At 60.3% G+C, this 11,422-nt stretch carries 14 protein-coding genes; 11 read left to right on the top strand and 3 right to left on the bottom strand.

What is annotated here, in order from left to right; translation table 11 throughout:
* The 11 genes from cbiB to D8V06_RS17040 all read left to right on the top strand — a co-directional run.
* Nucleotides 1–683, top strand: a 683-nt coding sequence (cbiB, locus tag D8V06_RS17085; protein WP_130931369.1) for an adenosylcobinamide-phosphate synthase CbiB, incomplete at its 5' end; no start/stop codon positions are given.
* A complete protein-coding gene (cobD, locus tag D8V06_RS17080) occupies nucleotides 676–1,668 on the top strand; it encodes a threonine-phosphate decarboxylase CobD (RefSeq protein WP_056852935.1) in 993 nt (330 codons plus the stop codon). The genes cbiB and cobD, both read left to right, overlap by 8 nt.
* Nucleotides 1,665–3,116 (top strand): cobyric acid synthase, encoded by a 1,452-nt coding sequence (locus tag D8V06_RS17075; protein ID WP_130931368.1) that lies wholly within the window; start codon nucleotides 1,665–1,667, stop codon nucleotides 3,114–3,116. Before cobD ends, D8V06_RS17075 begins: the two co-directional genes overlap by 4 nt.
* Before the next feature lie 145 nt (nucleotides 3,117–3,261).
* Nucleotides 3,262–3,783, top strand: a complete 522-nt coding sequence (cobU, locus tag D8V06_RS17070) for a bifunctional adenosylcobinamide kinase/adenosylcobinamide-phosphate guanylyltransferase (RefSeq protein ID WP_130931367.1) — start codon at nucleotides 3,262–3,264, stop codon at nucleotides 3,781–3,783.
* Nucleotides 3,780–4,835 carry a nicotinate-nucleotide--dimethylbenzimidazole phosphoribosyltransferase gene (cobT, locus tag D8V06_RS17065; protein WP_130931366.1) on the top strand — a complete coding sequence of 352 codons (1,056 nt, stop codon included), beginning with the start codon at nucleotides 3,780–3,782 and terminating at the stop codon, nucleotides 4,833–4,835. The genes cobU and cobT overlap by 4 nt, the downstream gene beginning before the upstream one ends.
* A complete protein-coding gene (gene cobC, locus D8V06_RS17060) occupies nucleotides 4,832–5,407 on the top strand; it encodes an alpha-ribazole phosphatase family protein (protein ID WP_130908453.1) in 576 nt (191 codons plus the stop codon). Before cobT ends, cobC begins: the two co-directional genes overlap by 4 nt.
* Nucleotides 5,408–5,409: 2 nt before the next feature.
* Complete coding sequence (locus D8V06_RS17055; RefSeq protein ID WP_130931365.1) at nucleotides 5,410–6,141, top strand: adenosylcobinamide-GDP ribazoletransferase; 732 nt, start codon at nucleotides 5,410–5,412, stop codon at nucleotides 6,139–6,141.
* Nucleotides 6,142–6,195: 54 nt separating this feature from the next.
* The gene (locus D8V06_RS17050; protein WP_056852929.1) at nucleotides 6,196–6,600 is read left to right on the top strand and encodes a MarR family transcriptional regulator; all 405 of its coding nucleotides are present in this window, start codon (nucleotides 6,196–6,198) and stop codon (nucleotides 6,598–6,600) included.
* Nucleotides 6,601–6,652: 52 nt separating this feature from the next.
* Nucleotides 6,653–7,861, top strand: a complete 1,209-nt coding sequence (locus tag D8V06_RS17045; RefSeq protein WP_130908451.1) for an MFS transporter — start codon at nucleotides 6,653–6,655, stop codon at nucleotides 7,859–7,861.
* Nucleotides 7,858–7,980: a hypothetical protein gene (locus D8V06_RS31035; protein ID WP_269083286.1), complete on the top strand. Its 123-nt coding sequence runs from the start codon at nucleotides 7,858–7,860 to the stop codon at nucleotides 7,978–7,980. Before D8V06_RS17045 ends, D8V06_RS31035 begins: the two co-directional genes overlap by 4 nt.
* A gap of 69 nt (nucleotides 7,981–8,049) precedes the next feature.
* Complete coding sequence (locus D8V06_RS17040; RefSeq protein WP_130908450.1) at nucleotides 8,050–8,619, top strand: redoxin domain-containing protein; 570 nt, start codon at nucleotides 8,050–8,052, stop codon at nucleotides 8,617–8,619.
* Nucleotides 8,620–8,708: 89 nt separating this feature from the next.
* Here the strand turns inward: D8V06_RS17040 and D8V06_RS17035 are convergent, their stop codons facing one another.
* The 3 genes from D8V06_RS17035 to D8V06_RS17025 form a co-directional block, all read right to left on the bottom strand.
* Nucleotides 8,709–9,980, bottom strand: a complete 1,272-nt coding sequence (locus tag D8V06_RS17035; RefSeq protein WP_130931364.1) for an outer membrane protein transport protein — start codon at nucleotides 9,978–9,980, stop codon at nucleotides 8,709–8,711.
* A gap of 147 nt (nucleotides 9,981–10,127) precedes the next feature.
* Nucleotides 10,128–10,610 carry a hypothetical protein gene (locus tag D8V06_RS17030; RefSeq protein ID WP_056852925.1) on the bottom strand — a complete coding sequence of 161 codons (483 nt, stop codon included), beginning with the start codon at nucleotides 10,608–10,610 and terminating at the stop codon, nucleotides 10,128–10,130.
* A gap of 277 nt (nucleotides 10,611–10,887) precedes the next feature.
* Nucleotides 10,888–11,112, bottom strand: coding sequence for a hypothetical protein (locus tag D8V06_RS17025; RefSeq protein ID WP_003204606.1), 225 nt, complete (start codon nucleotides 11,110–11,112; stop codon nucleotides 10,888–10,890).
* Nucleotides 11,113–11,422: the final 310 nt, after the last annotated feature.

The raw sequence follows: 11,422 nt of genomic DNA, 5'->3' as shown, positions 1-11,422 counted from the left end.
GCTGGATCGTCGAGATTCTCGCGCTGTATTGCGCCCTCGGCATGCGCAGCCTCGGTGAGCACGTCGAACCTGTAGCAAAAGCCCTGCGCAGCGATGATCTTGAAGAGGCACGCAAACGCGTGAGTTATCTGGTGAGCCGCAAAACCAGTGAGCTGGACAAAACCGAAGTCGCCCGTGCCGCCACCGAATCGGTACTGGAGAACGGCAGCGACGCGGTGTTCGCCGCCTTGTTCTGGTTCGCCGTGGCCGGTGCGCCGGGCGTAGTGCTCTACCGTTTGAGCAATACGCTGGATGCGATGTGGGGTTATCGCAACGAACGCTTCGAGCGTTTCGGATGGGCCGCGGCAAAGATCGATGACATCCTCAATTACATTCCTGCGCGTCTGGTGGCGATGACCTACGCGCTACTGGGCAAAACCCGACTGGCCTGGAAATGCTGGCGTACCCAGGGACCAACCTGGGACAGCCCGAATGCGGGTCCAGTGATGGCGGCGGGGGCCGGCGCGCTGGGCGTCGAATTGGGCGGGCCGGCGATTTATCACGGCGAACGGCATGAGCGTCCGCAACTGGGCGAAGGTGCGCCGGCGGACGCGGACTCCATCGACCGTGGCTGGCAATTGGTCCAGCGCGGCGTATGGTTATGGCTGCTGATTCTCTGCGTGGGGGCTGAATTTTATGCTTGAACACGGTGGACGGTTGCGCAAGGCGGCGCTCGAATACGGCATCGAGGAAGCCGATTGGCTTGATTTGTCCAGCGGTCTCGCGCCCTGGCCGTTTCCAGTCCCCGATATCCCGCTGCGCGCCTGGGCGCGGTTGCCAGAGGCCGACGATGGCCTGGAGCAGGCCGCCTGCGATTACTACGGCACCTTGCAGGCATTGCCAGTGGCCGGTTCGCAAATGGCTATCCAGCTGCTGCCGCGTTTGCGGCGGGTCGGCAAGGTTGGCGTACTGTCGCCGTGTTACGCTGAACATGCCGAAGCCTGGCGTCGCAACGGCTACATCGTGCGAGAAGTGCTGGAACAGGAAGTCGATTTCTTCCTCGACAGCCTCGACGTGCTGGTGGTGGTCAACCCGAACAATCCTACCGGGCTGAGCCTGACGCCCGCCCGATTGCTGGACTGGCACACGCGCCTGGCACAGCGTGGAGGCTGGTTGGTGGTGGACGAAGCGTTCATCGACAACACGCCGCACTTGAGCCTGGCACCGTTTGCCCATCAGGTCGGCCTGATCGTACTGCGCTCGTTCGGCAAGTTTTTTGGCCTGGCCGGCGTGCGTCTGGGATTTGTGCTGGCCGAGCGCAAGTTGCTCAAGTTGCTCGCTGAACAGGTAGGGCCGTGGGCCGTCAGCGGTCCGACCCGTGTGTTGGGCCAATCGTGCCTGCGTGATACCGAAGGACAAACGCAGCAACGGATACGGGCCGAAGAGGCCAGCGAGCGGTTGGCGTCGTTGCTCGAGCGTCACGGTTTCAAACCGCAGGGTGGTTGCGCGCTGTTCCAGTGGCTGATCACTGATCGCGCCGAAGAGCTCCACGAGTTCATGGCCCGTCGCGGCATTCTGCTGCGCTTGTTCACCCACAACAGCAGCCTGCGTTTTGGCTTGCCGGGAGATGAAGCCGATTGGGCGCGTCTCGACGCCGCATTCACTGCTTTATCCAAGGAACACCCATGACCACGCTGATGGTGCAGGGCACCACCTCCGATGCCGGCAAAAGCACCCTGGTGACGGCGCTGTGCCGCTGGGTCAAACGTCAGGGGGTGAGTGTGGTGCCGTTCAAGCCGCAGAACATGGCCCTCAACAGCGCAGTGACGGCCGACGGCGGCGAGATCGGCCGCGCCCAAGCCGTGCAGGCTCAGGCGGCGTTCCTCGAACCTCACACCGACATGAACCCGGTACTGCTCAAGCCCAACAGCGATACCGGCGCGCAGGTGATCATCCATGGCCGCGCGGTCACGACGATGAATGCCGTGGCCTATCACGACTACAAAGCTATCGCGATGCAAGCGGTGCTGGCCTCGCACGCACGATTGAGCGCGGCGTATCCGGTGGTGATGGTCGAAGGCGCGGGCTCGCCGGCCGAAATCAACCTGCGTGCCGGCGACATCGCCAACATGGGGTTCGCCGAAGCAGTGGATTGCCCGGTGCTGCTGATCGCCGATATCAATCGCGGCGGGGTTTTCGCGCATCTGGTGGGCACGCTGGAGCTGTTGTCAGCGAGCGAACAGGCACGGGTCAAAGGCTTCATCATCAATCGTTTTCGCGGTGACATTGCCCTGCTACAACCCGGTCTCGACTGGCTGGAACAGCGCACCGGCAAACCAGTGATCGGTGTGCTGCCTTATGTGATGGACCTGCACCTGGAAGCCGAAGACGGCATCGATCAGCGCCAGACCGACAAGGCCGAGCAAGTCCTGAAAGTGCTGGTGCCGGTGTTGCCGCGCATCAGTAACCACACCGATTTCGATCCACTGCGCCTGCATCCGCAAGTCGACCTGCAATTCATCGGCCCCGGTCAGGCGATTGCGCCGGCCGACCTGATCATTCTGCCCGGCTCGAAAAGTGTGCGCAGTGACCTCGCCTATCTGCGGGCTAACGGCTGGGAAACGGCGATCTCTCGGCACTTACGCTATGGCGGAAAAGTGTTGGGAATTTGCGGTGGCCTGCAGATGCTTGGCGAGCAAGTGCATGACCCGTTGGGCCTGGAGGGTGCACCCGGTTCCAGCGCCGGTCTGGGCTTGCTGGCATTTGAAACGCAATTGGAACAGGACAAACAACTGCGCAATGTGCGTGGGCGCCTGGCGTTGGAGAATGCTGAAGTCGTCGGCTATGAAATTCATGCGGGCGTGACCACCGGGCCGGCGCTGGAAAATGCGGCGGTGCAACTCGACGACGGTCGTTGCGACGGTGCCCGGAGCGTCGACGGGCAAATTCTCGGTACTTATCTGCATGGCCTGTTCGAATCACCGGCCGCTTGCAGTGCGCTGCTGCGCTGGGCGGGTTTGCAGAACGTGCAGGACGTCGATTACCACGGTTTGCGCGAGCGCGATATCGAGCGGCTGGCGGATTTGGTGGAGAAGCATTTGGATACCGCGCTGTTACGGGAACTCTGTGGGATCTGAGGTGATTGTGCTGGCCTCATCGCGGGCAAGCCTTGCTCCGACAATTTCGCGGCGAGCCGCAATTGTGTGGTTGACACAAAACTGTAGGAGCAAGGCTTGCCCGCGATGACGTCAGTCGATTCACCAATATTTATAGGAAGTAACCATGCTGCAACTGATCCTCGGCGGCGCCCGCTCCGGCAAAAGTCGCCTGGCCGAAAAACTGGCGGCTGACAGCCAATTGCCGGTGACCTACATCGCTACCAGCCAGCCGCTTGATGGTGAAATGAATGAGCGGGTCGCCCATCACCGCGCCCGTCGCCCAGCCGAGTGGAACCTCATTGAAGAACCGCTGCAACTGGCCCGCGTCCTGCGGGAAAACGCGCGCGCCGATCATTGCCTGTTGGTGGATTGCCTGACGCTGTGGCTGACCAACCTGCTGATGCTCGACGACGCTGAGCGCTTTTGCGCCGAACGTGATGCCTTGCTGGAGTGCCTGGTGTCGCTGCCGGGTGAAATCATTTTTGTCAGCAACGAGACCGGAATGGGTGTCGTGCCGCTGGGCGAATTGACTCGCCGCTTTGTCGATGAAGCCGGTTGGCTGCATCAAGCTCTGGCCGAACGCTGTCAGCGAGTCGTCCTGACCGTTGCCGGCTTGCCCCTGACTCTGAAAGGAACTGCGTTATGACCTCATCCTGGTGGCTGGCCCCTTGCAAACCGCTCGACACCCAAGTGCTCGAACTGGCGCAAGCGCGGCAACAGCAACTGACCAAACCGGCCGGTTCCCTCGGTCAGCTCGAGTCGCTGGCTGTTCAGCTGGCCGGCCTGCAAGGGCAGGTGAAACCCAGCCTGGATCAAGTGTGGATTGCGATTTTCGCCGGTGATCATGGCGTGGTCGCCGAGGGTGTGTCGGCGTACCCCCAGGAAGTCACAGGGCAAATGCTGCACAACTTCGTCAACGGTGGTGCGGCGATCAGCGTGTTGGCGCGACAGTTGGGTGCATCCCTGGAAGTGGTCGATCTCGGCACCGTAACGCCGTCGTTGAATCTGCCGAACGTACGTCATCTGAACATCGGCCCTGGCACGGCGAATTTCGTACAAGGGTCGGCGATGACTCAGGCGCAAGGCGAACTTGCGTTGCAGGCCGGTCGCGACAGCGTGTTGCGTGCCATCGCGACGGGCGCGCAACTGTTTATCGGTGGCGAGATGGGCATCGGCAATACCACCGCCGCCAGTGCCTTGGCCTGTGCCTTGCTCGATTGTCCAGTGATGCACCTGACCGGGCCGGGCACCGGGTTGAATGCACAAGGTGTCAGCCATAAGGCTCAAGTGATCGAGCGGGCGTTGACGTTGCACGCCGCTCAACGTGGCGATGCCTTGCTCACCCTGTTCAACCTCGGCGGTTTTGAAGTTGCAGCGTTGGTCGGGGCTTACCTGGCCTGTGCCCAGGAAGGCGTCGCGGTACTGGTGGACGGGTTCATTTGCAGCGTTGCGGCATTGGTCGCGGTGCGATTGAACCCGCAATGCCGTCCGTGGCTTTTGTTCGCTCATCGTGGCGCCGAGCCGGGTCATCGGCATGTTTTGGAAACGCTGAATGCCGAACCGTTGCTCGATCTCGGACTGCGACTGGGCGAGGGCAGTGGTGCCGCGTTGGCGGTGCCGTTGCTGCGCCTGGCGTGTGATCTGCACGGGCAGATGGCGACCTTCGCCGAGGCTGCCGTGGCGGATCGTCCGGCATGATTTTGCACCTGGATCTGTTGCGTCACGGTGAGACCGAACTCGGCGGCGGCCTGCGCGGCAGCCTCGACGATGCGCTGACCGAGGCGGGATGGGCGCAAATGCGCGCGGCGGTGCTCAGTCAGGGACCGTGGGATCGCCTGGTCAGCTCGCCATTGCAGCGGTGTGCGCGGTTCGCCCATGAGCTCGGTGAGCGATTGGCTTTGCCGGTCACGCTGGAAAAAGATCTGCAGGAACTGCATTTCGGCGCTTGGGAAGGGCAGAGCGCCGCCGAATTGATGAAAACCGATGCGCAGGCCCTGGGGCTATTTTGGGCTGATCCCTATGCGTTCACCCCTCCGGACGGTGAGCCGGTTGCGGATTTTTCTGCCAGGGTGCTTGCCGCCGTGGCGAGGTTGCAGGCCGCCTACGCCGGTGAACGGGTGTTGCTGATCAGCCATGGTGGCGTCATGCGTCTGCTGCTGGCCCAGGCACGGGGATTGCCGCGCGAGCAATTGCTGGGTGTCGAGGTCGGTCATGGTGCGTTGTTCTCGCTGTCGGTCGATGCCGATGGCGTGTTAAGGGAAGTGATCTGAGCATGTTGCCATTCTGGATCGCCCTGCAATTCCTCAGCAGTCTGCCGATCCGTCTGCCGGGAATGCCGACGCCTGAGCAGCTGGGACGCTCGCTGCTGTTCTATCCGCTGGTGGGGTTGTTGTTCGGCATCATTCTGTGGACGTTCAACTGGCTGATGCTGGGAGCGCCTTTGCTGCTGCATGCGGCCCTGTTGTTGACGGCTTGGGTCCTGCTCAGCGGAGCGTTGCACCTGGATGGCCTGGCCGACAGTGCCGATGCCTGGCTGGGCGGTTTTGGTGATCGCGAACGGACGTTGACGATCATGAAAGATCCGCGCAGCGGTCCGATCGCGGTGGTGGCGCTGGTGTTGGTGTTGCTGCTGAAATTCTGCGCGTTGCTGGCGCTGATCGAGCAGTCCCATGCGCTGGCCCTGATCATCGTGCCTCTGATCGGCCGAACTGCGTTGCTGGGGTTGTTCCTGACCACCCCTTATGTGCGCGCAGGCGGTTTGGGCCAGGCGCTCGCCGATCATCTTCCGCGCTCGGCGGGCAAGCAGATAATGGTCGCAAGCGCCGTGGTCTGTGTGCTGATTGCGGGGTTTGGCGGTGTTCTGGCGCTGGCCCTGGCGGCGGCAATGTTTGTCTGGCTGCGGCAGATGATGCTACGGCGATTGGGTGGAACCACGGGCGATACCGCCGGGGCGCTGCTGGAGCTGCTGGAAGTTGCAGTGCTGGTGGGCTTGGCGTTTTTCTGAACTTCACCCATCATGCGACTTGATTTAACACAACCGCGGGTATATACACGCACCATGCTCGAATCCCAATGTTTATGTATCAACCTGCGTCGCGCCGCCCGTGGCGTCAGCAGGCATTACGACGGCGCACTCGACGGCTTCGGGATCAATGTCGCGCAGTATTCTTTGCTGTGTAATTTGCAACGGCTGGATCAACCGAGCATTTCCACCCTCGCCGAAGCGATGGGGCTGGACCGCAGCACGCTGGGGCGCAATCTGCGTGTGCTGGAGGGCGAAGGGTTGGTGATGCTGGTCGAGGGCGAGGACATGCGCAATCGCATCGTCAGGCTGACCGAAGCCGGAGCAGAGCGTTTAAAAGCAGCCCTGCCGGCGTGGGAGGCGGCGCAACAGCGCTTGATCGATCGTCTGGGCGCTGAAAAGCGCGAAACATTACTGAAGTTGCTGGATGAACTGGCTTGATGCCAGTTTGTTCGATCTTAAGCGGGTATATACCCGCGACCGGAGAACAATAATGACATCAATGTGGCGTACATGTGGTTGGGTTCTGTTGGGGAGTGCGCTGATTCTTGCGTTGTCTCTGGGGGTGCGGCATGGCTTCGGGCTGTTCCTGGCGCCGATGAGTGCCGAATTCGGCTGGGGACGCGAGGTGTTTGCCTTTGCCATCGCCCTGCAGAATCTGATCTGGGGACTCGCACAGCCCTTTACTGGCGCGTTGGCCGATCGCTTCGGCGCGGCGAAAGTCGTGCTCATCGGCGGTGTGCTGTACGCCCTGGGTCTGGTGTTCATGGGCCTGTCGGATTCGCCGGCGACCCTGTCCCTGAGCGCCGGTCTGCTGATCGGGATTGGTCTGTCGGGTACCTCATTTTCAGTGATTCTCGGGGTGGTCGGGCGCGCAGTGCCGCCGGAAAAACGCAGCATGGGCATGGGCATTGCCAGCGCCGCCGGTTCGTTCGGTCAGTTCGCCATGCTGCCCGGCACGCTCGGATTGATTGGCTGGCTCGGTTGGTCAGCGGCGCTGCTGGCCTTGGGGCTGTTGGTGGCGCTGATCGTGCCGCTGGTGAGCATGCTCAAGGACAAGCCATTGCCAGTGCTTGGCCATGAGCAAACCCTCTCGGAGGCACTGCGTGAGGCCTGTTCTCACTCCGGGTTCTGGCTGCTGGCATTCGGTTTCTTTGTCTGTGGTTTTCAAGTGGTCTTTATCGGCGTGCACTTGCCAGCGTATCTGGTCGATCAGCATCTGCCTGCCACCGTCGGTACGACTGTTCTGGCGTTGATTGGCTTATTCAATATCTTCGGCACCTACACCGCCGGCTGGCTCGGCGGGCGCATGTCCAAGCCGCGTTTGCTTACCGGTTTGTACCTGTTGCGGGCCGTGGTGATCGCGCTGTTCCTGTGGGCGCCGGTGACAACGACTTCGGCGTACCTGTTCGGAATGGCCATGGGCTTCCTGTGGTTGTCGACGGTGCCGCTGACCAACGGCACCGTCGCAACCTTGTTCGGCGTACGAAACCTGTCCATGCTCGGAGGTATCGTTTTTCTCTTTCATCAACTGGGTTCGTTCCTTGGCGGCTGGTTGGGCGGGGTGGTGTACGACCGGACCGGGAGCTATGACTTGATCTGGCAGGTCGCGATTCTTCTGAGCTTGATGGCCGCCGCGCTGAACTGGCCGGTGCGTGAGCGACCGGTTGCGCGCCTGCAAACACAAATGAGCACGACATGAACAGTCTCTGGCCACGTATCACCATTCTTGCCGTCTGCGCCGGGTTGCTCGCTGTGGCCTGGTGGGGTTGGCATCAGGGCGGCCTGGCGTTGATGCAATTGGGCATGGGGGCGTGTTAGGACGCTTGCTAGCGGGAGGGCAGGACGAGTAACTTCGATGTCACCCGAATCACTCAAGGAAGCACCGATATGCTGATGCGCTGGTTGGCAGTTCCCGCGTTACTGGTAGCGTTTACCGGATTGGCTCAAGCGGCAGAGTGCCCGGCGCTGCTACAGGGCTCGTTGCCCAAGCTGCGTTCCAATGAGTCCATCGACCTGTGCCAGCGCTTCGCCGGCAAGCCGCTGGTGGTGGTCAATACGGCGAGCTTCTGTGGCTTCGCCCCGCAGTTCAAAGGTCTTGAGGCGCTCAATCAGCGCTATAAGGAACAAGGCTTGGAAGTGATCGGTGTGCCGTCCAATGACTTCAAACAGGAGTCCAAGGACGGTGCCGAGACTGCCAAGGTCTGCTACGTCAACTACGGCGTGACGTTCACCATGACCGAGCCACAGAAAGTCCGGGGCGACGATGCCACGAACTTGTTCAAGGTACTCGGCAAACAGTCGAAAAATCCGCCGAAATGGAATTTCTACAAATACGTGGTCGACCGTCAAGGCAAGGTGGTCGCCAGCTTCTCCAGCTTGACCAAGCCTGACGATCCCGACTTCATCGCCGCAGTGGAGAAGGCTCTGGCCTCGCCACCCCTGGCCTCCGCTCCCTGATCGACAGCCACAAAAAAGCCCCGCCTCTGTACCAGAGCGCGGGGCTTTTTTTGATTGCGCGGGCGAGGGGTCAGGCTCGCCGCGAATTATCAGAAACGGTAGGTCGCACCGACACCGAAACCGTTCGCCGAGTTTTCATACTTGGCGCTGTAGGCCTGACGGCCATTGCTGTTGTCGACGTTGACCGATTCTTCCCACAGGTAGGAGTACGCCACGTCGATGGTCAGGTCGTCGGTCGGGCTCCAGCCGGCGCCCAGGCTGAAAATCTTGCGATCGCCCGTCGGGATGCGTGGGGAGCGGTTTTCGTTGTTGGTTGGTGCCTGGTCAACCGAGAAACCGGTGCGCAGTACCCACTGCTTGTTCAGCTGATACGAAGCACCGATGGCGTGAGCCCAGGTGTCGTGCCAGTTCTGTTCTTCGGTGATGGTGCCAAGACCACGTGCGGCCAGGGCAGCAGGAACGCCTTCGTTTTCCACGGTGATTTCTTTCAGGCGGCTCCAGCGAGTCCAGGTGCTGCCTGCATAGAGAGTCCACTGGTCGTCGAGCTGGTGGGTAACCGAGAAGTCAACCGACTCGGGCGTGGTCAGGTCCAGGGAAGCATCGAACTTCTGGTTCGGATTCTGGCCCAGGGCGCCGAGCAGGCCGTAGTTGACCTTGGTGTCACCGTCGAGCTTGTACTTCACTTTCGAGTGGTAGGTCAGGCCGACGCGAGTGCTGTCGGTGGCTTGCACCAGGATACCGATGTTGTAGCCCAGAGCCGTGTCGTCACCCTTGATCTTGACTTCACCATCCGGTGCGCGCGGGTCCAGCGACAGGTTGGATTCCAGCTTGCCGTCGATACGGTTGATGGTCGGGCCGAAACCGATCGACACCTTGTCGTTGAAGGCGTAGCTGACGGTTGGCTGCAGGGTGATGATTTTGACTTCGCTCTTGCTGCCGAAGTAGCGGCCGGCAAAGCCGTTTTCATAATCGGTTACCAGGCCGAACGGTGCATAGACACCGAAACCGACTGCCCATTGGTCATCGAGAGGCTTGACGAAATAGCCCATCGGCACGCCCATGAAAGGGACCATGTCACCTTTGTTGGTGCCGCCATTCGGACGGGAGCTGGCATCGCTGATGTCGGTGTGTGCGTCGATGAATGCAACACCACCGGTTACTTGTTCACGCTTGAGGCGGGACATGCCCGCAGGGTTGCCCACAAGTGTGGATGCGTCGTCGGCAACGGAAGATCGCCCGGCAAAACCAGTACCCATCCCGCTGATGCTTTGTTCGTTGAGGGCAAAGCCACTTGCGAAGATCTGGGTGGATGCCATGGCAACGGCGAGACTAATGGTGGTTTTGAGCATTACTTTTTTCATTATTAGAACTCCTGGTGATCACCGGGGCGAAAATTACCAACATTTTCGTCCCAGCGCTATAGGCTGTATGGCTTGATTTAGAGCGGTTTTGTAGGACAATCCGACCAGATTCGCAGCGTATTGTGCGATCTTTGGATCCAGAGTGTGTTAGCAGGCAACCTGATTCAGTGGTGATACACAGGTTTGCCAAGCGAAGGTGAAGTCTCTCAGGCGACCTTGGGGCTGGAAGGTCTGGCGCCAGATTCGGGCCATTCCCAGCAGGTCGTCTGCTTCGGGGAGCGGGGTGTTCTGTTCTTCGACCATCAGCCAGGCGATGGCGGTGGCGTAACGCAGGTTGACGGTCAATTCGACGTGCGGGCCACTGAGAAAGGCATGTTGGCTGGCGAGGCCACGGACCAGGCTTGCGCGTTCGGGATCGAGCGCCAGGTAGTGGTCCCAAAGTGCCTGATGGCGAGGTTCGGCGATACGGTAGAGGCCGTGGCCACGGCGGTCGTGAAGGGCGGAACCAAGGGCTGACTGACTGGCGGCAATGCCCAGCAGCAGGGATTCGGCAGTTGCGCTATGGCGTCCAAGGTAGATCAGCGTCGGACGAATCACATAACGGCACAGTTCGCTGGCAGCGATACCCATAAAACCCTCGAAACCATGAATTGGACGGCGATACCTGAACAGGGCCTTGGCAGCAATGGATCGAATCAGGCTCGCCGAAAGCGGATCAAGCCGCTTGAGTTGAAGTGTAGTGTCATATTCGCTGCGTAAAGGACTGTTTTTAAAATATTTCCAGCTTCCAGTTATAACCGTTATATCGGTTGGTGCTTAACCGCTGTGCGGGCAAACTGAAATTTCAGGCAACAAAAAGCCCCGCTTTTGAGAGCGGGGCTTTTGGTATTTCAGCCTTGCTGGCGTCTCAGGCAACCAGTGCCTGACGAGTACGTTCGATCACGGCCTGCAGCGGTTCAGCGCTGGAGTATTGATCGGGGTACAGGCGTTCGCTGTGTCGGGCGATGCCGTGTTCGTTGACCAGGGTAAAACTGAAGCAGCCTTTGCGAGCGGCCATGATCAGGCAGTTCATTGGTGCAAAAGCGTTGGTTAGGGTGCGGATGGCATCCTGTGCATGGATTTGAGTAGACATAGTCATGGTGTTCCTACAAGCGACACGGATAAGAGCCGTGCAAAATTAAAACGTTCCAGTGACGACGACCACCGTTGGTCGAACGAAGAACCCGACTGGAACAAAGCAGCCAGTTTGAAGCGCTGATAAATTGGCGCGCTTGGGCTGGCAGGTAGGTACTTAGGAGGGCAGGCAACACATCAAGGGCTAAGGTTCTGGGCCCGGGGTGAGGATCCTGATCAATTTGCAGGTTGGTTCGGTCAGAGTAAGCGAGCCTGGCAACACCCTTTGCTTTCGATTCAAAGGCTGTGTTGACGCAAGATTTACCTGG

This window comes from Pseudomonas sp. Sample_24 (assembly GCF_004307605.1).
Lineage (GTDB): Bacteria > Pseudomonadota > Gammaproteobacteria > Pseudomonadales > Pseudomonadaceae > Aquipseudomonas.
The sequence above is the reverse complement of the archived record's forward strand: the minus strand, read 5'-3'. Positions and strand labels throughout refer to the sequence as shown.

Coding starts and splice junctions, on each gene's coding strand:
- D8V06_RS31035 (WP_269083286.1), top strand. CDS start 7,858: ATGAACAGTCTCTGGCCACGTATCACCATTCTTGCCGTCTGCGCCGGG.
- cobU (WP_130931367.1), top strand. CDS start 3,262: ATGCTGCAACTGATCCTCGGCGGCGCCCGCTCCGGCAAAAGTCGCCTG.
- cobC (WP_130908453.1), top strand. CDS start 4,832: ATGATTTTGCACCTGGATCTGTTGCGTCACGGTGAGACCGAACTCGGC.
- D8V06_RS17025 (WP_003204606.1), bottom strand. CDS start 11,112: ATGTCTACTCAAATCCATGCACAGGATGCCATCCGCACCCTAACCAAC.
- cobD (WP_056852935.1), top strand. CDS start 676: ATGCTTGAACACGGTGGACGGTTGCGCAAGGCGGCGCTCGAATACGGC.
- D8V06_RS17055 (WP_130931365.1), top strand. CDS start 5,410: ATGTTGCCATTCTGGATCGCCCTGCAATTCCTCAGCAGTCTGCCGATC.
- D8V06_RS17045 (WP_130908451.1), top strand. CDS start 6,653: ATGACATCAATGTGGCGTACATGTGGTTGGGTTCTGTTGGGGAGTGCG.
- D8V06_RS17050 (WP_056852929.1), top strand. CDS start 6,196: ATGCTCGAATCCCAATGTTTATGTATCAACCTGCGTCGCGCCGCCCGT.
- D8V06_RS17040 (WP_130908450.1), top strand. CDS start 8,050: ATGCTGATGCGCTGGTTGGCAGTTCCCGCGTTACTGGTAGCGTTTACC.
- D8V06_RS17075 (WP_130931368.1), top strand. CDS start 1,665: ATGACCACGCTGATGGTGCAGGGCACCACCTCCGATGCCGGCAAAAGC.
- D8V06_RS17030 (WP_056852925.1), bottom strand. CDS start 10,610: ATGGGTATCGCTGCCAGCGAACTGTGCCGTTATGTGATTCGTCCGACG.
- cobT (WP_130931366.1), top strand. CDS start 3,780: ATGACCTCATCCTGGTGGCTGGCCCCTTGCAAACCGCTCGACACCCAA.
- D8V06_RS17035 (WP_130931364.1), bottom strand. CDS start 9,980: ATGAAAAAAGTAATGCTCAAAACCACCATTAGTCTCGCCGTTGCCATG.